The sequence below is a fragment of the Treponema primitia genome (genome assembly GCF_046533075.1).
GTDB classification, from domain to species: Bacteria; Spirochaetota; Spirochaetia; order Treponematales; family Breznakiellaceae; genus Termitinema; species Termitinema primitia_B.
Genome location: NZ_JAJQRB010000063.1, coordinates 1 through 20,659, shown reverse-complemented (window position 1 = coordinate 20,659; position 20,659 = coordinate 1). Strand labels below are relative to the sequence as shown.

The window sequence follows — 20,659 nt, the reverse complement described above, 5'->3', positions numbered from 1 at the left end:
GGGAAGACAGAGTCCCCCTATGATTACCGTTTACACTAAAAAAATTATAAGTTCACTCCGTGGTTTTCTTCCTCTCGGTCTTCCTCTGCGTCCTCTGTGTCTCCTCCGTGTCCTCTGCGTTTTATCTTCCTCTCGGTCTTCCTCTCCGTCTTCCTCTCGGTCTTTATCCCTGAGCTCCGTAGTTGAATTTACAATACTGGAAAAGAATCATCTTCTATGCCATAATACCCCAGCGGAGGAAAACGGTGTATCAGTCGGTAGATCCTAAGGTGAGTTTCCCCAAGCTGGAAGAAGAAGTCCTGGCTTTTTGGGAAAAAAATGATATTTTCAAGAAATCTATCTCCCAGCGGGATAAAGCGGAGGAGTATGTCTTCTACGACGGCCCCCCCTTTGCCACCGGTATGCCCCATTTTGGCCATTTTGTACCCAGTACCATAAAGGATATCATTCCCCGGTACCAGGCCATGAAGGGAAAGAAGGTGGAACGCCGCTTTGGCTGGGACTGCCACGGGCTGCCGGTGGAAAACCTCATCGAAAAAGAACTGGGGCTCAATTCCAAAACGGATATCGAAAAGTTCGGGGTGGCGGAATTTAACGAAGCCTGCCGGATATCGGTGCTGCGCTACGTCGATGAATGGCGGCGGGTGATTACCCGATTGGGCCGCTGGGTTGATTTTGACAATGATTATAAAACCATGGACCCGGACTATATGGAAACCATCTGGTGGGTCATGAAGTCCCTCTGGGAAAAGGGCCTGCTCTATGAGGGCCACTATATCCTGCCCTATTGCCCCCGCTGTTCCACGGTGCTCTCCAACCACGAACTCAACCTGGGGGGCTATAAGGATGTCCACGACCCGGCTATTACCGTCCGCTTTAAGGTGACCGGTATAGTCCCGGGAAGTCCCGCTTCGGCCCAGCCCGGCCTGAATGGCCTGGCGGACGGTTCCACCTACCTCCTGGCCTGGACCACTACCCCCTGGACTCTGCCGTCAAACCTGGCCCTGACCCTTGGCCCGGACATCGACTACGTACTGGTCCAGGACGCCGGTGACGTGCTTCCCGCCCATCCCCAGCGTTACATCCTGGCGGAAGCCCGGCTTCAGGCCTACTACAAAAGCCCCGATGAATACACCGTTATTTGGAAGCAGAAGGGCGCGGACCTTATCGGTATCCAATACGAACCCCTGTTTCCCTACTTTAAAGAGGCGGCGGAGCAAAACGCCTTCCGTACCTATCCCGGGGACTTTGTTTCCACCGGCGATGGTACGGGCATAGTCCACACCGCTCCGGGCTTTGGCGAGGACGATGCCCGGGTGCTCAAGGGTACCGGGGTTCCGGTTATCTGCCCCATTGACGCCGAGTGCAGATTTACTGCGGAGGTGCCGGACTATCAGGGAATTTTTGTGAAGGATGCGGACAAGCCCATCATGGAACGGCTCAAGGCGGAGGGGAAGCTTGTTAAGCGGGAGCAGATACTCCACGCCTACCCCCACTGCTGGCGCTGCGGCCATCCGTTGATCTACCGGGCCGTGGGGTCCTGGTTTGTTAATGTGGAAAAAATTAAGCAGGATATGCTGGACGCCAATAATCAGATTTACTGGGTGCCGGAGCATATCAAGGCAGGCCGCTTTGGGAAGTGGCTGGAGGGCGCCCGGGACTGGGCCATCAGCCGGAACCGCTACTGGGGGAACCCCCTGCCCATCTGGAAGTGCCCGGACTGCGGCAAGACTATCTGTGTGGGGAGCCGGAAGGAACTGAAGGAACTATCCGGCGTAGAAGCTACGGATTTACACAAACACTTTGTTGACAAGATTACTATCCCCTGCAAAGCCGTGCCCGGCGGATCCAAGGATTGCGGGGGAACCATGCACAGGATTCCTGAAGTCCTGGACTGCTGGTTTGAATCCGGCGCCATGCCCTACGGACAGAATCACTATCCCTTCGAGAACAAGGAATTTTTTGATAGCCATTTCCCCGCGGACTTTATCAACGAAGGTCTGGACCAGACCCGGGGCTGGTTTTACACCCTTACTATTCTGGCGGCGGCGATCTTCAAAAAACCCGCCTTCAAGAACTGTGTGGTTTCGGGGCTTGTGCTGGCCGCGGACGGCAAAAAGATGAGCAAGAGCCTTAAAAACTACACCGACCCCATGGAGGTGGTGAATGCCTTTGGCGCCGATGCCCTGCGGCTTTTCCTGATCCACTCGGCGGTGGTTAAGGCCGATGACCTGCGTTACAGCGACGAGGGTGTACGGGATGTGATGAAGAGCATACTCATCCCCCTGTGGAACGCCTACAGTTTTTATGTTACCTACGCCAATATCGATAAGGTCAGCCCCGCGGGCGCGCCGGATAATCCCGCTAATCCCCTGGATAAGTGGATACTTTCCGCGGCGGAAAATTTGACGGAAAAGGTGGGCGCCGCCCTGGATGCCTACGATCTTTCCCGGGCGGTTGACCCCATCGTGGAATTCATCGACCTCCTGAACAACTGGTATATACGCCGTTCCCGCCGCCGCTTCTGGCGCAGCGAGAATGACGCCGACAAGTCCGAAGCCTACGGTACCCTCTACGACGCCCTCAAAACCCTGATAGCCGTTGCCGCGCCCTTTATGCCCTTTACCACCGACGCTATCTGGCGTAACCTACGCCTTGAGAGCGAAAAGGAATCGGTACACCTGACTGATTTTCCCGTGCCCCGGGAAGAGCGCCGGGACCGGGAGCTTGAGTTTAAGATGGCTGCGGTTCAACATGCGGTTTCCATGGGCCGTTCACTCCGGTCCCAGTACAACCTGAAGGTGCGTCAGCCCCTGAAAACGGTGGAGCTGGTTACCCGGAATCTGGACGAAAAGAAGGTGCTCCTCGAAATGGAAGACATCATCCGGGAGGAGCTGAACGTAAAGTCCGTGGTCTTTCGGGATAACGAGGAAGACCTGGTGGAGTACCAGGCCAAGGCCAATTTCCGCCTCCTCGGCAAAGAGCTGGGGAAGGATATGAAGGCCGCCGCAACCCGTATCGAAGCCCTGAGCCAGTCCGAGATCCAGGGCCTTCTGGAAGGGGCCGTCCTGTCCATCGAAGTGGCGGGCCGTTCCGTGGATATCACCGCGGAGAAGCTTGATATCAGGCGCATCGAACGGGCCAAGCTCCGGGTCCTGAACGAGGGGACCCTCACGGTGGGCCTGGATACGGAGCTTACCGAGGAACTCTCCCGGGAGGGGGATGTGCGGGACCTGGTCCGTGGGGTGCAGAACCTCAGAAAAGATACGGGGCTGGAAGTAACGGATCGCATAACCCTTGTGCTTTTTGGCTCTGACCGGCTTAAAGCTGCGTGGGAAGCATTCGCCGAGTATGTGGCTGCCGAAACTTTGGCAAAATCCGTAGAGTGGGCCAAGGTTGACGGCCAGACCCCTATCGATGCCGGGGAAGGCGGACCCAGTGAGTCCGGCGGACCTAACAAGTCCGAGCAGTGGCTGGTTAGTTTAAAGAAGGTGTAATAATGGTATCCCGAATACTTTTTAGAAATTTTCCGGGAATCGGAATCGTAGTTGTCCTGTTTTTGTCATCCTGCGCTTCTGCGCCAAAAACGCCGCCCCCCGCTTCTTCGGCAGGAGAATTTGATTATCTGGCTCCGGGCGGGTTGGCGTATTTTTATACCGATGTTAACCGGGCCCGGCCCATACTGAACCAAATTGTCCTGAAAGATGTTGATATGAAACAGGCTGAGCGTATTTTACAAAAGGTAGATTTCCTTTCCGGGGCCGTATATCCCAATGGAACTTCCAGAGATATGATTCTCCACGCATGGCGGAAAAAGGGTACTATTCCCGGCGGCGTAGGCTTGTTTTTTAGCCCCCAGTGGAAAAAGACCCTTTCCCAGACCGGCAGGAAATATTGGCATTCCTCCCGCGTCGGCCTTTCGGTGTCCCTGCAGGGCGCCCATGCCTTTGTCTCCGACGGTGACCCCTTTACTGACGGGCAGCCGCTTTTGCTGCCCGAAAAGCTGAATGAAATTCGCTGGGAGGCCATTGTGTTAGGGTGGCTGGAAAATGCCGGAACCCCGATTAATAATTTCCTCTCCATCACGGGGATACCTGTTCGTATTCCCACGGAGCGGATACTTTTTGCAATCATCCAATCCTCAGGGCAGGAGCCGGATGACGATGATGCCGAAGCTTTCGATAGCGCCGATAACAGTACTTTGTACGAATTACAGCTGCGGGTGGAGACACAAAATCCCAACCAGGCCAAGGCTTTGGCGGCTCTTTTAGCCTTTGTCCGGGTCCATGTGGACAGCCCCGATATTGATGTGGAGCCGGAATTCCTCGAAGTTCTGCGTCCCCTCCTGGTGAATCCGCCGAGTCAGGAAGAAGCGGATTTGGTTATCCACACCAGGCCGATGAACGCCGAAGGGATAGCTTTACTTTTTAACCGGTTTGCAGTATATTCAAACCAATAAGGAAAACGATAATGCCCACCTACGAGTACGAATGCAAGAGCTGCGGTCATTCTTTTGAAATTATTCAGAGCATGAAGGATGATCCCCTAAAGATCTGCCCCCAATGCGGTAAGGAAGTACGCCGGCTAATCAACGGCGGCGGGGGCATTATATTTAAAGGCTCCGGCTTTTATGTAACCGATAATTCCAAACGGAGCGGCGGTTCTTCCTCATCCAAGTCCTCCGCCAAGCCTGCTGAATCTGCCTGCGCCGGCTGCGCTAAAGCCGAATCAGGCGGATGCGCAGGGAACTCCGCTGCAAACGCCCAGGCGGTCAACTCCTAGTTATGGGCGCCCGGTTTTTTTGCGAAAATTGCGGCGCCGAGGTTAAACGGAATTCAAAAAGCTGTCCCAAATGCGGGCGCTCCTTCGCCAATATACTCTGCCCGGCCTGCGGGTTTGAGGGTGAAGAACAGCTCTTTTCCGCCGGTTGCCCCGTCTGTGGCTACACCGCCGATAGCTCCGGTAATAACCCCATACCCAAGCCGGGAAAAGCCCCTCCCCAAAAATTTCCCGCCGGTTCTCTGCCCTTCTGGGCTTACGCCCTGGCCATCCTGGCTTTTGCGGCTGTCCTGGTGATACTCATGAGGCAATTATAGTAAGGGGTAAAAAACCGCAAAGAAGACCGCTTATCGCGGTCAATTAAAAGAGCAGAAGGCGAAAAAGTATTAAGAGAAAATATACTTTTTCTTCCTCCCTTCCTCCCTCCCTTCCTTATTCGACTTCTGTGCCTTTGCGGTTTTTTACTCTTGAATTTCCGGATATTGGCGCTTTTTCTCCGCACGTAGTACAGCAGTAAACCTGTTTCCCCTCGGCTTGTTTCTGCGTCAAGCCGTTACGGTCTATACTATAGCCCCGGCGGGATACCAGTATTGCACCACAGTGCGGGCAGGGGGTGTCGTTGGTTTCTCCGGCAATATTGCCGGTGTATACGTAGGAAAGCTGTTCCCGGCCCATGCGGGCGATTTTGGCCAGCGAGGCGGGACTTGTGGGCGGCGCGTCCCAGTGGTAGTCCCGGTGATAGGCGGAAAGGTGCCAGGGGATTTCCCGGGAAAGGCCGGCGATAAATTCCGCGCAGAGCCAGGTTTCGGCATCGCTGTCGTTAAGCCCCGGCACGATAAGGGTGGTTATTTCCAGGTGAACCCCGGCGGCATGGGCCGTTTCGATAAAGTTCAGCGCCGTTCCCAGCTTTCCTCCAAGGACCTTTTCGTAGGTCTCTTCGGAAAAGCACTTGAGGTCTATGTTGGCGGCGTCGGTTAAGGCAAGGATCTCCGCCGCCGGTTCAGGGTTAATACAGCCGTTGCTGACCAGTACATTGGCAATCCCTTCTCCGCGGCACAGGGCCATGCATTCCAGGAGATATTCAATGTGTATAAGCGGCTCAGAATAGGTGTATGCGATCTGGGTAAGTTTCCGTTCCTTAACTATGGCCAGGACATCCTCCGGGGAAAGATGACGTCCGGATGACAGGGAGCTTTGGTTTTCTATTTGGGAAATACGCCAGTTCTGGCAGAAGGGACAGTGGAGGTTACACCCGGCAAAACCCATGGACAAAATGGAAGAACCCGGCCGGAAATGGTAGAGGGGCTTTTTTTCAATTGGGTCCATCCCAAGGGCTGTGATAAACCCCGATAGGGGGATATCCATCCTGCCGCCTTTGTTTTCCCGAACCCCGCATTTACCAAAGCTTCCCGGTGGAATGAGGCATTGCCGGGGACAAAGCCGGCATAACAGGGCCCTGTTCTGCCCCGGCGAAACAAAACGGGCGGTGGGACCGCCAGCTTTGTCGGATGCATTCACCGATGATGGACCTGTACGAACCGTTCCCGGAGTTCCTTGGTTTTATTGGCGAAATGGAGGGGATCATCTACTTCAAAGGGCTCCAGGATAACCCCGTGGGCGCCCTTGCGGATCCACAGCTTAGCCAGGGGTACCCCTTCCCCGGATTCGGTAACCGCCGAATGGATGTTTTCCATAAAAAGAACATCCTCCAGTTTAAATTCAAGAATTTTGGTGTTTTCCCCCAGGGGATCATAAATAAGGATGAATTTGTTTTTTTCAGACGGATGCTGCCGGGGATAACCTGTAAAGGGCACGCTGCCCTTGGGGGCGCCGCCTGCATATTTGGTTATCTCATTCAGGGGTAATGTTTCCAGGTAACTGACTATGCTCATAAATCCTCCTTGCTATACTATAAAGCGTAAAGGACGGACCATCAAGTTGTATAATAGATAGATTTGAGATACCATGCGATAAAAGAGGGAGGCGTTATGGCGGCAGTAGAAGGGGCTTCGGAAGCCTATGTTTTTCAGGGGAATAACCTGGTTTTTCCTGATAACAGGGAGGACGCAAAAGCACTTAATCCCCTATCCCGGGATCTGATCTTTGATGTCTTCGGAGGCCCGGAAAAGTGGCTTTTTTCGGGGTATTATGAGATACCCCGGATTGATGGGAAGGGCCCTGTGGCGGGGTTTATGCTGGAAAATGATGCTCCCCTGCCCGTGGGCTGGCGAAGCGCTCCCCTACGGCAGACCCTTTCTGCGGTTGTTAGAGGGGTAGTCAGCGGAGACAGTCCCGAGGGGATACTGTTCAGGGTTTACCATATCATGCAGTGGCGCAGGGAGTCTGCCTACTGCGGCAGCTGCGGCAGTCTCAACGGCGATTCCGCTACCGAACTTGCCCGCCGGTGCCCGGTCTGCGGCAGGCTGGAATTTCCCCGCATATCCCCGGCGGTTATCGTACTGGTTACCAATGACCGGAACGAAGCCCTACTCGCCCATAATGCCAATTTTATCAATGGAGTATACAGCCTTATCGCGGGCTTTGTTGAGGCGGGAGAAAATCTTGAATCCACCATCGTCCGGGAGATTAAGGAAGAGGTAAATATTGAGGTGGATCGGGTCCGCTATGTCGCTTCTCAGCCCTGGCCTTTCCCCAATTCCCTCATGCTCGGATTCACCGCCCGATATGCAGGCGGTGAGCTTAAGCCGGACGGAAAGGAAATCCTCGATGCCAAGTGGTTTACCAGAGAGCAATTACCAAACCTGCCCGGTAACGGCTCGATAGCCCGGTTTATTATAAACCAGTGGCTGGAGCCCCTTGGTTAATGCGCAGCTTCTATTAAATCTATTACCTCTTCCAACCAGACGCCTTCAAGGGTGTGTACCGAATGGACATACAGGGTAACTTCTTGTCCCTTGGTAAAACTCAGTTTTTCTTCGCAGTTAAAACGCTGAAGCAGGTTTTCTCCATCCTGGAGGGCAACGCTATTTGCAGCTTGAAGCAGGAATTTCAGCGTCAGCTTGAATTTTTCCGTGTCCTCTCGATCCTTAACTACTCCGGCGGCTTTGTACTCCGTAAGGCTAACTTCTTTATACTGGGATTTATCAATATTCTCAGCATAAACCACATTAAGGGTAATTCCCAGAACAACAAAAATAACCAATAAACGCTTCATTATAGTCTCCCGTTAATATCCAGTATATCATAAATGAAGAATATAACAATATGACGGTAAAGCAAATTTCAGCATATACCATCACCGGAGAATTATTATGACAGAATAAAATACGGAATCTACTCCGACCAGGAGCGGCTTCTACCCACAGCCTTATGCCAGCCGGACAGGAGGGTTTCCCGTTTTTCCCCGTCCATGCAGGGGTTAAAGGTCGTATCGCATTGCCAGAGCGTTCGGATTTCTTCAATTCCGGTCCAGAAGCCTGTGGCAATCCCTGCCAGATAAGCGGCGCCCAGGGCGGTGGTTTCCCGTATCCGGGGACGACGGATGGTCCCATCCATGATATCCGCCTGGAATTGCATAAGGAAACCATCCCGGCTTGCTCCGCCGTCCACTTTGAGTTCAGTGATTTTAGTTCCCGTATCTTTTTCCATAGCCTGGACCAGATCAAGGCTCTGATAGGCGATGGATTCTTCCGCCGCCCGGATAATATGGTAACGCCGGGTTCCCCGGGTAATCCCTACGATGCAGCCCCGGGCGTACATATCCCAGTAAGGAGCGCCGAGGCCTGTAAAGGCCGGTACAAGGTATACCCCGCCGGTATCATCCACCTTACTGGCATAGTATTCCGCATCGGCGCTTTCGGTGATGAACCGCATCTCGTCGCGAAGCCATTGGATCACCGCGCCTCCCACAAAGACGCTCCCCTCCAGGGCATATTGGACCTTTTCGGTAAGCCCCGCAGCGATGGTGGTTAAGAGGTTGTTCTTGCTTTCAAAAGCTTTATTCCCCGTATTCATCAGGAGGAAACAGCCGGTACCGTAGGTGTTTTTTGCCTCCCCCTTATCAAAGCAGCATTGACCGAAAAGGGCGGCTTGCTGGTCGCCGGCATCCCCGGATATGGGGATATCCGTCCCCTGGATATTTACGGTCCCATAAACGCAGCTTGAAGGACGGACCTCGGGAAGTATGGCCCGGGGGATGTCCATGGCTGACAAGAGCGTATCATCCCACTTGAGCGCATGGATGTCGAAAATCATGGTCCGGGAGGCGTTGGTATAATCAATAACATGGACCGCTCCGTTGGTGAGCTTCCATATAAGCCAGGTATCCACGGTGCCAAAAAGGATTTCCCCCCGCCGGGCTTTGTCCCGGGCGCCTTCCACATGGTCCAGTATCCACTTGATCTTGGTCCCGGAAAAATAGGCGTCCGGCACCAGACCGGTGGTTTTACGGATATATTCCCCCATGCCTTCCTTAACCAGGGCGTCCACGATATCTGCGGTTCGGCGGCATTGCCATACAATGGCATTATAAATGGGCCTGCCGGTTTTTTTGTCCCAAAGTATGGTAGTTTCCCGCTGGTTGGTAATCCCCATGGCGGCGATATCTTCGACGGCTACATTATATTGGGTAAGGAGTTCCATCATTACTGCGTACTGGGAGGAATAGATCTCCATGGGATCATGTTCAACCCAACCTTCCCGTGGGTAAATTTGGACAAATTCTTTTTGGGTTACCCCAACAATATTCTGAGCCCGGTCAAAAAGTATGGCCCGTGAACTGGTAGTTCCCTGATCCAGGGCTAAAACATATTTACCCACAATAGCCTCCAAAAATTTGTTTCTATAACAAAGACGCAGTATATCATCGGACAAAAAATCCCGCAAGAGTTTTTTTTAAAAATGGATAATCCATATAAAGGGCCCAAAAAGTTGTAAATGGCGATGAATCTTTTGCAAAAAGCGATTTTTTTATTTGACAACCTCAAATATCAGGTGTATAATGTAGAAAATTAAGGTCTCGAACCGATATTTGTGCTCAAGAGAATTAGAGTATGGGCATGACAAATGTATTTTTGTCATGCCCATTTTTTCAATTGGTAGTAATGATGGAGTGCCTCTAAAGGCAGCAGATTATATAGAACATTTATTTTTTGGAGGAAAATAATAGAAATATTGCTGCTGCTTATAAAGATCCTCCGTCATTTTTAGTAAAGATTTTTCTTTACATAATTTTAAGCCTGCGCTTTTCGGACAATCTAATCCCGGAAGCGCCTCATAAGGAGAAGCTGTGAAAAAATTTTACTGTTCAATCATTTTGCTGGTGGTGAGTATGATTGGCGCCTATCTTGTTCAAACCTCCGGAGGTTCCGTAATTGTGAAGGATCTTCGATGGGAAACATCTTTGGGCCATCAAATGAGCGCACTATTACTGATCCCTCCCAATGCTACGGCAAATAACCCGGCGCCGGCGATAGTTACCAGCCACGGCTGGTACAATACCCGGGAAATGCAGGATCTGAATTTTGTTGAGTATGCCCGCAGGGGTTTTGTGGTTATGTCCATTGATATGTACGGACATGGTAATTCCGAAGCTCCGTTAGGTATTGATCCCGATACCTATTACGATTTTAGTCCCACCGGATGGGATAAAAACGGTACCGGAATGTACGATGCTGTTCTCCTTATGGCTACATTTCCCTATGTAAACAAATCGAAAATCGGCATCACCGGACATTCTAACGGCGCCCGTGCGGTTAACCTTTCAATTGAGGATGACAATAAAGCGCCGGTGCCCTTGGTAGCAGCAGCTTTTTTAGTGGCTAATGATCCGACCTACCGCAATCCTGCGAATAACGAGTATTGGAATGTCTACGGCGATCGCGCAACCGGTGTTATTGCCGCCAAGTATGATGAATTTTTCTTCCGCAGGGAATTTCCCGACGGAACGGTAAGTGTTCCCCGTACTTATATTGGAACCCCGGATGCACAATCGTTCCTGCATTTCGGACAGGATCCTTACAAGAACAGCCTGGACAAACGGGTTGCGGATACTATCTATACCGGACAGGTCAACGGCAAGTCATCTATCCGGGTTATTTATACACCAAATCAAATTCATCCCTGGAACCATTTCTCAAAAACAACCGTGGCTTCCGGTGTTGAATTCTTTAGCAAGGCTCTGGACGCTCCGAATCCTCTTCCTCCGGGAAACCAGATATGGCAGCTCAAGGTGGTGTTCAATGCGATCGGATTAGTCGGCTTTGTTTTTTTCCTTCTTCAGTTTACGCTGCTTATGCTGAAAACCCCGGCATTTGCTTCCCTCAAAGCGGATAAACCGGTGGTTATCGGTCCCAGTCTTCAGGGGCAGGGCAAGCTCTGGTTCTGGGGCGGATTGGTAATTGCCACCCTGTTCTCTGCGGTCTTCTATTTTCATATACTTACCTGGTCCATCGATCATAAACCGTCGATTTTCTGGCAAAGGCCTCCCTACGGTATCGGTCTGTGGGCGGCGTTCTGCGGTATTATATCGATTATATTGATGGTTCTTTCATATAAAAACTATGGTAAAAAGAATGGTCAGGACCTCTGGGCATCCGGAGCATTGATACATCGTAATACCCTGTTTAAAACCATAGGGCTGTCTATTCTTGTAGTGGCCGTAACCTACCTTTGGGTGTTTATTTCCGACTTCTTCTTTAAAACCGATTTCCGGGTATGGGCCTTGGCGATAAAACCCTTTACTGCGGACAAGCTATTGGTAGCCCTGCCTTACCTCCCCTTATTCCTCATCTACTATGTTGCCAACTCTGTTTCTATTAATGCTTTTAATTATAACAAACTGGGAAATGCGGAATGGATTAACATTGCGGTATTGGCGCTATTTAACAGCCTTGCATCGATAATCCTGGTGCTATTGCAGTATTGCTATTTCTTCAAGGCCGGGGAGCTTTTGTTTACCGGCAGCAAATACCCCCTTGGGCACCTTGGAGGTATTTGGCAGTTTCCCGTCATTGTTATTCTTGCGGTAGCGGGAATTGTATCCCGTAAAATTTATAAGGAAACCAGAAATCCTTATCTTGCGGGAATCATCAATGGCATATTGGTAACCGTTATCAGTTGTACCAATACCCTTACCATTATTTCTAATTAGTTCAAAAAAGTCTGTCTATACCGAAAGTATAGACAGACTTTTTTTTGTGTTAATAATAAATTGCTTCGTATTTCGGATTGATCCTTACCGCTTGATGATAGTCGATTCGGGCCTGATCGTATAATCCCTTTTGTGAGTAGGCCTTCCCCCGGTTGATATAAGCCAATGCATAATTTGGATTAAGCATGATGGCATGGGTAAAGTCCTCAATGGCGAGATCGTACTCGCCAAGATTGGCGTAGGTTACTCCCCGGTGTTTAAAGACTGCGGCCAGGTTTGGTCTGAGTTTGATGGCTTCATTATAATCCGCCAGAGCCTGTTTGTATTCTCCTATATTATTGTAGGCAAGCCCCCGGTTGGCATAGGACTTCGCCATATCCGGCCCGTAACTTAGGTTGATGTCCAATACACGGGTATAATCTTCCAGCCCACGGTTCGTATAGCCTATGTCGTAATAAATATTTCCCCGGTTTATATAGGCCTCAGCGTAATTCGGATTTAGCCTGATAGCCTGGTTATAATCCGCAGCGGCCTTGTCGTATTCGCCCCTGTTGGCGTAGACGCTGCCCCGGCTGCCGTAGGCCTTGGCGTAGCTCGGGGAAAGCCGGATCGCCTGGTCATAATCGCCGATGGCCCGGTCGTACTCGCCCTTCTGCATCCAGGCGTCCCCCCGGTTCCGGTAGGCTTTGGCATATACAGGATCGATGAGGATGGCCTGGCTGAAATCGCTCAGGGCCTGTTCATAGTCTCCCCGCTCGGTATGGATCAGCCCCCGGTTGTTATACGCAAAGGTATAGTTCGGCTTAAGCCGGATAGCCTCGGTAAAGTCCGCAAGCGCCCAGATCTGTTCACCCTTAACGGCGTAGGCGGAACCCCGGTTGTTGTAGGCCTCGGGCAAGTTAGGGTTAAGCCGGATCGCCTGGTTGTAATACCCAATTGCCGAATCGTAGTTTTTCTGATCCGCATAGAGTATACCCCGGTTAATGTACTCATTATAACTGAGGTTATCGGCGCAAAGATTTTCTAAGGAGAATAGGCACAACAGCATTACGGTTAAAAACAAGGAAACTAATTTATTCCTTCCCATCATCCTATAATTCCTCCTTAAACCGTTTTCCCCTTACCGTCCCAGGGGAGAGTAGAGGTACCTGAAATAATCCATGTCCGTGGAGAGGGTCTTGTCAAAGTTGGGGATGGTTGTCCGGTAGGATTCCACCGCCCGCCAAAAGTCGAAGAAGTTTTGGTCCCGGGTATAGGCGTCGGCGTAGATCCTGGTGGCCTCCGCATCGGCGGTTCCCCGGATAACCTCGGCTTTTTCGTAGGCCGCGGAAAGGATAGACCGGCGCTCATTGTCCATGCGGCCCATCCACTCAGCCTTTTTACCTTCGCCGTCGGACCGGAAGGCCTGGGCTATCTGGTTCCGCTCCTTGATCATCCTGGCGTAGACGCTTTGGGTCAGTTCATCGGAGTAGCGGATCTGCCGGGTTACCACATCGATAAGTTCGATGCCGTACTCGGGGACCAGCCTGCGGGATCGCTCCAGGATCTCCTCCGCCAGCTGACGGCGGCCGCGCTGTATGGGTTCCTTGCTGCCGGAAGACTGGATCAGGGTGGGCAGCTCCGATTCGTCAATGCCGTCCCCAATACCAAGGCTGTCGGCGGTCTCGGGCTGTTCCAGGATAAGGTTGGAATTCCGTACCGTTTCCCGCAGGTAGTTTTCGGCCACCACGGTCCGCACTTCGGAGTCGATAACCTCCGCCAGTTTGGAATAGGCGCCGCTGATGGTGGAGATGGATTCGTAGAATTTCTGCGGGTCCGCTATCCGCCAGCGGGCGATAACATCAACCCAGATATACTGTTTCTCCCGGGTGGGCATACTTTTCTGTTCCCCGTCCCAGGCCATGATCCGTTTGGGGTAGCGTACCACCTCTTCAATAAAGGGGATCTTTACATGGAGCCCCGCATCGGTAACCACATTTACCAGCCGGCCCATCTGAACGATGACCGCCTGTTCACCCTCATCAATTACATAGAGGGGGCCCGCCCATATAATTCCGATTATTATTACTGCGATGACTATGGGTACTAAAAGTGTTTTTTTCATTAACGGCCTCCCTGGGGCGCGCGGGGAGCGCGTTCCGCATTGAGATCCCGCAGGGGCAGGAAATTGTTAAAGTTCCGGTCTATAATCACCGTTTCCGTATCATCCTTGAACACCTCTTCTATCATTTCATAGTAAAGCCGCCGCCGGGTTACATCGGGAGCCTTGCGGTATTCATCGTACACCGAATTGAAACGGGACACGTCGCCGTTAGCCCGGTTAACCCGCTCCGATGCATAGCCCTGGGCTATCTGGACCAGGCGATCCGCCTCGCCCTTGGCCCGGGGGATCTCCGCGTTATAGGCCTGCTGGCCTTCGTTTATAAGCCGGTTCTGATCCTGCTCCGCCTTGTTCACATCGTCGAAGGCCTCCTGAACCCCGGCGGGGGGATCGATATTCTGGAGTTTTACGGCGATCACGGCGATCCCCAGGCCATAACCCCGGAAGGTTTCGTTCATAAAGGCGGTAGCTTCGGATTCGATGGTACTCCGCTGGCTGCCCATGATGTCCATGATGGCCCGATCTCCCACCAGCATATTGATGGCCGACCGGGAAACATCCCGGATGGTTTCGGTCCGCTCCATTACGTTGAACACCCAGGCCTTCGGGTCGGTGATACGGTACTGGATGATCCACTCCACCTCAATGATATTGAGGTCTCCGGTGAGCATGGTCGATTCGCCGGTAAGGTTAGAGTAGGTGGAACTGACGCCGCTTTTCAGGGTCCGAAACCCAAACTGTTCGGTCTGTACGGAGGTGACATTCACGATGTACTGCTTGTCTATGCCAAAGGGCAGGCGGATATGGAGCCCCGGCCCGTTGATGTTGTGGAACTTCCCGAACCGGGTTATTACCGATTCTTCGGTCTGGTCCACAATATAAACGCTGGTTCCCAATAATGCTACCACCAGGATCCCCACGGCAATCAAAATCACCGTTAGGGGATTCAAAAACTTCGACACCATTCCTGGCGTTACATTCTGCATAAAGCTACTTCCTTTCGGTCAGGCTCAGAGTATTGAGAACAACCGGCTGACCATCGGTGTTCTGAGTAACAAGTACATCGTCGTGGAAGGTCACCGTGGCAAAGGGATGCACCGTGACGCTTGACCGCGCCTGGCGGGCAAGGCTTGTATTATACCGGCCTAAGAAGAGACCATCCGCAGAAACCGTGAGGGCGTAGATATCGGAACCGTTTACCCAGAGGAGACTCCGTGGGTGGATATCATCATCCCCCTGTGCAATCATCTCCAGGGTAGCGGGATTGATCTCCACCAGCCGAATGGCGCTATTACCCCGGTTTTCCCCGGCCACCGCCAGGATCTTCCCGTCAATAAGGGTGAGGGTCCGGGCATTGATGTTATCCATGGCGGAAGATTTAAGCACATCCGCTGAATCGGCCGCGAGCCGTACAAGTCGTCCCAGGGCGGAATCGGCGTTTAACAGGTTCATCCCCAGTATTCCTGTGGGCTCCTGGGTAAGTTCCTGGTTGATAATGCCCTGCTGATCCTGGGCTATTTCCCGCCGTTCCTCCTGGGCTTCGGCGGCCTTCTGTTCCGCAAAGTCTTCGGACTTTTGGGCTTCTTCCCGCTTTTCTTCCAGCGCCTCTTCCCGCTGGGTTAACTCCTCTTCCTTTTCGTCAGAAGCGGCTTCCCGGGCGGTAAGTTCATCCTCAGTTTTCTTCGCTTCCTCTTCCGTTATCTTGCCGGCTTCCTTGTCCTCCCGGACCTGTTTCCGGTCTTCCTCAATCTGCTTTCGCTCCTCGGCGTTTTCCTGCCGGTCCCGGACAATAGCCTGTTCTTCCTTAACCACATCCCGCCGCTGTTCCGCAGCTTTCTGTTCCGCCTGGTCGGCTTCCCGTTCCTTGATATCAACCATATCACGCCGCGGGGGAATGCCGCGATCATCATCCTGGCGCATTTCATCGATCACCTCGCCTTCGGTCAGCGTACTGGTATCAATGGCGCTGAGGGAACCGGCCAGGGCGGTTTGGAGGGGAATCACTATGAGTGCGTTTCCCGGCCACTGATCATAGCGGGTGGAAAGCCCCACCTTCTCCGGGGTCAGGTTTTTGATTACCGGCGTTTTATACTTCGAGTTCCAGAAATCCCATTTTCCACGGAATACCGCATTATAAATGGTGATAAACTGCGCCAGGGTGGCGGCATCCTGCTGGCTGTATGCGTAAGCCCCTTCAAGATAGCCCTGGATGATCAGCCGGAGGTTGCGTATATGATCCACCCCCACATTAGGCCCGAGTCCCAAAATATCGGCGTCAAGCTTAGTCCCTTCGGGATCGCTCACCGAGTGGATCACAAAGTAACGGCTGCCGGCCCCGGTGTTGGAGGCGCCGGACCGAACGGCCTGGCCTAGGGCAAACCCGATACTCCGGATCTGCGCCCGGCTTTCGATACGGCTCTGGGGTCCTTCATAGTTAATGAATTCCACCGGTTCCTGCCCTTCCTCCAATTCTCCGGAATCAACCTGCGGGAAAAGGGACGCCAAGGGAACCAGGGCCAATATCAGGGTAAATAAGCCTATATATCTATGTGGGATCATATAACCACTCCTCGGACTAAATGAATCACCGGACCCGGGTCCAGCTTCTCCTTTCTACATAGTATGGCGGGAAAAGGGATTGTTTACAATAGCGTTCGCGTTCCCGGCTTAGTAGTAGAGGGAGTTTAGTTCCCGGCGGGCTACGGCTTGGGCAAAGCTTGGACCCAGGCTGGCCAGGGCGGTCAGGATACGGGTTCCGCTTTCGCTTAAGGGGGGGCCGGAAAAGCGGCAGAGGGAACCTGTGGCTGCGGCTATTGCGGCCATGAGCCGCTCGTCCTTGGTGGGGCCCAGGGGGAAGATGAGGGCGGTAAAGGCGGAAAAGGCGCTTCCCTCGGGATCAACCCCGATATAACCGATGGCCTCCACAGCGGTGGACTTGACCACGGGGTCCGGGTCGTTGCGGCAGAGATCCGCCAGGAAGGGTATGGTTTCCCGGGAACCGATATAGGACAGGAGCCTGGTTGCTTCCACCCGGTAATGAACATGGACCAGGGGATGGAGCAGAGACTGATTCATCGGGGCCTCCGCCAAGCTTCCGGCTACTTCCATCAGGTAGGCTGTGTAGTCCCGTTCGTGGGCCCCAACCTGGCCGTTCCGTATGGCGGCGGAGATGCGATCAAGCCGTTCACCCATTACCGCCGGTTCATACCGGTCATTGTCCGCAGCCCAGGGTGAAGGCCGGGGATCGCCATTGCCGTAACTGCCTTCTGCCGCCGGTCCGTAGAGGGACTGTTTCCGGATTTTAACGGTATCTTCCATGTGGTAGGCGTAGAGGACCCAATCGCTGCCCCCGGAGTAGAGCATCCCCTCGTCGGAAAAGACCGGAGGGCTTACCGCATCCTGGGATTGCAGGGTCCAGAGCCGCTTCCCATCGATCCCATACGCGGCGGCGCCGTTCCTGGTGAGGGCGTAGATTCCCCGCTCATCATAGAGTAGGGATGCGTTTGCGGCATCGGGGGAACTGTTCCCGGCAGGACCGTCTGCGGACCAGAGGACCCGTCCTTCGGCTACGGAAAAGAGGAGTACCTTACCGTTTGCCATGACCGCCCCGATAGTGTCCCCCCGGTTTACCGCCGTCAGCGGGGCGGAACCCAGGCTGGGGAAGCTTGCGGCAAAGGCGCTTTCCCCGTCGTTGTACCAGCGGATCGATTCGGCCTGACCGCTTTTATATATCACCAGGACGGTCTGCTCATCCCCATAGAATACCGGAGGCCGTCGTGCGGCGGCTTCTTCGGCGGCCCGTGTCTTTTCAGCGGCGTTTAAGGCGGCAACAACGGCAGCCTCCTCAGCGCTTTTAGCGCCGGCTGCAGCGGCTCTACCGGCGGCCTCCTTAGCCCGGATTGCGGCGGCTTTGGCTTCGGCGGCAAGCTTGGCGGCCTCTTCGGCAGCGGCCTTCACGATATCCGCGGCAGCCCTGGAAGCGCCGGGGGCGAGCAGCTCTGCGGCCGCGGCATCCAGGGGAAGGACGGCGGCGGGCATTTCGTTCAAGCGCCGGGTTATAACATTTCCGTAGGGGCCCAGGATAAGGAGCTGCCCGTCACTGCAGACCGTGAGGAGGCCGCCCAGTTTATCCGGCTGGGGCTTAAGGGCAAGGTCGCTGTTCAGGGGCTTCGACCAAAGCAGGAATCCCGAGGCGGTATAACAGGCGATTTGGGTTGCCGTGGGGACGAAGATGCGCCCATCCCAGCCCGTCAGAACCGGCGCCGTGATGGGACTTCCCAGGTTGACCCGCCATACTTCCCGGCCTATTCGGTTTAGGGCGATAAGGAGCCCGTTGGTTCGGCATACATAGCTGGTCCCTTCCGGTGATCGGGTGAGGTAGGGGCTTAGCCGGCCCCGGGCATTGAAGCTCCAAAGGTGAGCCCCATGGCGGCTATAGGCTTCCACAGTTCCCCCATCACAGATCGCCACCACCGACTCCGCCTGGGCGGCAGGAACACCGATCACCGCTCCCCCCAGGGCTTGACGCCAGGAAGGCGCTTGTTGAGCCCCGATGGCCGGGGACAAAAGCCCGAGGATGGCGCAAAAAAGGAAGAGCCGCGTTTTCGGTTTCATATAATACAGTATCGGGAAAATGCGATGGGGAAATGATACATAATGGGGGAGTCCCGGCAGCAATGAGTACCGGGTAATGGGAATTCTATTCAGTTACCGCCTTTATAGAGGCGAAATTGTCTAAAGGGAACTGGGTTTCCAGCCCTTTTACCACTGACAATGCGACTTTTTTACCTTCATTATTCAGTTTATCGACCTGTACGGCAACTTCAAGAGCTTCCGGCGAGCATGTTGAATGTTCCTGCTCCTGCCCTGTTACGAGGAATTCTACGGAAGTATGTAAGGAAGTAGCAATTTTTACCGCTTGATCCGCTCTTGGGAAAGTTTTCTCAATCCTCCAAGTCGAAAGTGTTGATTGTTTTATACTTGTTTTCAGAATAACCGGAAGATCCTTCTCTGCCAAATTTTTATATCGTTTCCAGAACATCTCCGCATTGTATTCATCCATAATTTATCATCGGACTTGAAAATGCCTGTTTTTTATCGGATTCCATTGACAGATACGTTTATACGATATCGAGGGTGGAACAATCTACACGGTGAGCTTTTACACAAATGAAGGAAGCTCGGTAGCGGCACAGATCGCAAACTCCGGCGGTCAAATCACTTTGCCGGTCACATCGCGGAGCGGTTACACATTTGAAGGTTGGTATACCGGTTTATACAGCGGGACCAGAGTTGGAGATGTAGGCGCATCCTACACTGTTACCGAGGATACTACCCTTTATGCACACTGGACGCTAGGTACCGGCGGGGACGATGATTGGACTCCGGTAAGCGATGCAAAATTCAGCTTCAGTACCATCTGGGGTATAGCTTATGGCGGCGGGAGGTTTGTCATGGCCGGTGGAAGTACGAAGGCGGCATATTCTACCGACGGTACAAGCTGGACCGGTGTAAACCCCATGGGTTCTAGTATCTACCAATACACCTACTACGGTGTAACTTACGGAAGCGGGAAGTTTGTCGCGGTTACCGATTCCGGCCGCATATCGTATTCCACAAATGGTACAAGCTGGACTCATGTAGCTCCGGCTGACACGAAATTTGGCTCTTCTGATATCTATGGCATAGCTTTTGGTAACGAAAAGTTCATCGCTGTTGGTGAAAGCGGAAAGATAGCCTATTCTCCCAACGGTTGGGACTGGACTCTTACAAGCGCTTCGAATTTGACCTCCTCCATCCTGGGTATAGCTTACGGTAACAATAAATTCGTCGCGGTTGGATCCGATGGGAAAGCGGCGTATTCCAGCGATGGCGGTATAAACTGGAATGCCGTAACCAACAATATAATTGGCCTCAATAGTATCAATGGCATAAGTTATGGTAATAATAAATTCGTCGTGGTTGGCCAAACTGGGAAAATAGCATATTCCAGTGATTGCATAAACTGGACTATGGTAAGCAACACAACATTCGGTTTAAGCGACCACATTAATGCCATAAGCTACGGCGACGGGAAGTTTGTCGCGGTCGGTGATAACGGGAAAGCGGCATATTCCTCCGACGGCATAACCTGGACCGCCGTAAACGGCTGGGGACATGGCGTTGATAATATCTATTGCATAGCCTATGGCGGTGGGAAATTCGTTGCGGCGGGTACAGGCGGCAATGCTTCCTACTGGATCACTCCGTAATGATGTGGGCGGAAGCGACTGACAGTATAGCTGACGATAAACACAAGAGTGCCCCTGACTGACATTTACGCCCCCGCCATTTGCGGGGGCGTATTGTTAATATGGCAAACTAAACGGAGTCATACGCTCCGGGCGTTTAAATTTTCCATTCTGTCCAGGCTGGCCTAAATATCTGAATAGTCATCTATGTATAAAAAATCCAAAAACTATTCTTCGTGGTTCAGAGCTTGGCGATATCCCCGGGTACGAGTTGTAAAATGCCGGCAATCTCCTCACCGGAAAAGCTCCTGGCCTTGAGTTTCCGAGCGGATTCCAGCTTTTCCTGATAGGCCTTTTCCTCAGCTTCTTTCCAGCCTTTTTCGTAGGATTCCTTTTCCCGGTGATATTGGTCATACAGGAACTTTTCCCGGGATTCCG

Annotated in this window: 17 protein-coding genes and 1 pseudogene; 7 read left to right on the top strand and 11 right to left on the bottom strand. The window is 52.8% G+C overall.

The annotated features are described in order from the left end of the window. Positions 1-245: 245 nt before the first annotated feature. Genes ileS through LQZ19_RS13185 form a run of 4 tightly spaced genes read left to right on the top strand, consistent with a single transcriptional unit; the run spans position 246 to position 5,096 of the window. Entirely contained in the window at positions 246-3,497 is a 3,252-nt protein-coding gene (gene ileS / locus LQZ19_RS13200; RefSeq protein WP_411048142.1) for an isoleucine--tRNA ligase, read from the top strand. Positions 3,498-3,499: 2 nt separating this feature from the next. Then, positions 3,500-4,459 carry a hypothetical protein gene (locus tag LQZ19_RS13195; RefSeq protein ID WP_411048141.1) on the top strand — a complete coding sequence of 320 codons (960 nt, stop codon included), beginning with the start codon at positions 3,500-3,502 and terminating at the stop codon, positions 4,457-4,459. An 11-nt stretch (positions 4,460-4,470) separates the two neighbouring features. Beyond that, complete coding sequence (locus tag LQZ19_RS13190; RefSeq protein ID WP_411048140.1) at positions 4,471-4,782, top strand: FmdB family zinc ribbon protein; 312 nt, start codon at positions 4,471-4,473, stop codon at positions 4,780-4,782. A 2-nt stretch (positions 4,783-4,784) separates the two neighbouring features. Continuing rightward, positions 4,785-5,096, top strand: coding sequence for a zinc-ribbon domain-containing protein (locus LQZ19_RS13185; RefSeq protein WP_411048139.1), 312 nt, complete (start codon positions 4,785-4,787; stop codon positions 5,094-5,096). A gap of 115 nt (positions 5,097-5,211) precedes the next feature. Here the strand turns inward: LQZ19_RS13185 and amrS are convergent, their stop codons facing one another. Next, a complete protein-coding gene (gene amrS / locus LQZ19_RS13180) occupies positions 5,212-6,297 on the bottom strand; it encodes an AmmeMemoRadiSam system radical SAM enzyme (RefSeq protein ID WP_411048138.1) in 1,086 nt (361 codons plus the stop codon). Continuing rightward, entirely contained in the window at positions 6,294-6,671 is a 378-nt protein-coding gene (locus tag LQZ19_RS13175; RefSeq protein ID WP_411048137.1) for a hypothetical protein, read from the bottom strand. The genes amrS and LQZ19_RS13175 overlap by 4 nt, the downstream gene beginning before the upstream one ends. A 96-nt stretch (positions 6,672-6,767) precedes the next feature. Here LQZ19_RS13175 and nudC point away from each other — a divergent pair, with 96 nt between their 5' ends. Further along, the gene (gene nudC, locus LQZ19_RS13170; protein ID WP_411048136.1) at positions 6,768-7,604 is read left to right on the top strand and encodes an NAD(+) diphosphatase; all 837 of its coding nucleotides are present in this window, start codon (positions 6,768-6,770) and stop codon (positions 7,602-7,604) included. On the opposite strand, the gene LQZ19_RS13165 is transcribed toward nudC, so the two are convergent. Together LQZ19_RS13165 and glpK are read right to left on the bottom strand one after the other, a co-directional pair. Then, positions 7,601-7,954: a hypothetical protein gene (locus LQZ19_RS13165; protein WP_411048135.1), complete on the bottom strand. Its 354-nt coding sequence runs from the start codon at positions 7,952-7,954 to the stop codon at positions 7,601-7,603. The genes nudC and LQZ19_RS13165 overlap by 4 nt on opposite strands. A 119-nt stretch (positions 7,955-8,073) precedes the next feature. After that, positions 8,074-9,558: a glycerol kinase GlpK gene (gene glpK / locus LQZ19_RS13160; RefSeq protein ID WP_411048134.1), complete on the bottom strand. Its 1,485-nt coding sequence runs from the start codon at positions 9,556-9,558 to the stop codon at positions 8,074-8,076. A 469-nt stretch (positions 9,559-10,027) separates the two neighbouring features. On the opposite strand from glpK, the gene LQZ19_RS13155 reads away from it, so the two are divergent. Beyond that, on the top strand, positions 10,028-11,890 hold the full coding sequence (locus LQZ19_RS13155; RefSeq protein ID WP_411048133.1) for an alpha/beta hydrolase family protein: 1,863 nt from the start codon (positions 10,028-10,030) through the stop codon (positions 11,888-11,890). A 49-nt stretch (positions 11,891-11,939) separates the two neighbouring features. On the opposite strand, the gene LQZ19_RS13150 is transcribed toward LQZ19_RS13155, so the two are convergent. From LQZ19_RS13150 to LQZ19_RS13125, 6 genes are all read right to left on the bottom strand, one after another. Continuing rightward, positions 11,940-12,980, bottom strand: coding sequence for a tetratricopeptide repeat protein (locus tag LQZ19_RS13150; RefSeq protein WP_411048132.1), 1,041 nt, complete (start codon positions 12,978-12,980; stop codon positions 11,940-11,942). Positions 12,981-13,010: 30 nt separating this feature from the next. Next, positions 13,011-13,994 carry a protease modulator HflC gene (hflC, locus tag LQZ19_RS13145; RefSeq protein WP_411048131.1) on the bottom strand — a complete coding sequence of 328 codons (984 nt, stop codon included), beginning with the start codon at positions 13,992-13,994 and terminating at the stop codon, positions 13,011-13,013. Next, positions 13,994-14,977 carry an FtsH protease activity modulator HflK gene (gene hflK, locus LQZ19_RS13140; RefSeq protein ID WP_411048130.1) on the bottom strand — a complete coding sequence of 328 codons (984 nt, stop codon included), beginning with the start codon at positions 14,975-14,977 and terminating at the stop codon, positions 13,994-13,996. Before hflK ends, hflC begins: the two co-directional genes overlap by 1 nt. A gap of 4 nt (positions 14,978-14,981) precedes the next feature. Next, positions 14,982-16,550, bottom strand: coding sequence for a P83/100 family protein (locus LQZ19_RS13135; RefSeq protein ID WP_411048129.1), 1,569 nt, complete (start codon positions 16,548-16,550; stop codon positions 14,982-14,984). A gap of 108 nt (positions 16,551-16,658) precedes the next feature. Further along, positions 16,659-18,605 (bottom strand): outer membrane protein assembly factor BamB family protein, encoded by a 1,947-nt coding sequence (locus tag LQZ19_RS13130; RefSeq protein WP_411048128.1) that lies wholly within the window; start codon positions 18,603-18,605, stop codon positions 16,659-16,661. Between the two features lie 85 nt (positions 18,606-18,690). After that, entirely contained in the window at positions 18,691-19,053 is a 363-nt protein-coding gene (locus tag LQZ19_RS13125) for a helix-turn-helix domain-containing protein (protein WP_411048127.1), read from the bottom strand. A 91-nt stretch (positions 19,054-19,144) separates the two neighbouring features. Here LQZ19_RS13125 and LQZ19_RS13120 point away from each other — a divergent pair, with 91 nt between their 5' ends. Next, complete coding sequence (locus LQZ19_RS13120) at positions 19,145-20,242, top strand: InlB B-repeat-containing protein (protein WP_411048126.1); 1,098 nt, start codon at positions 19,145-19,147, stop codon at positions 20,240-20,242. Between the two features lie 220 nt (positions 20,243-20,462). On the opposite strand, the pseudogene LQZ19_RS13115 reads toward LQZ19_RS13120, so the two are convergent. Further along, positions 20,463-20,659: pseudogene (locus LQZ19_RS13115) on the bottom strand (Rpn family recombination-promoting nuclease/putative transposase); the annotation flags it as partial.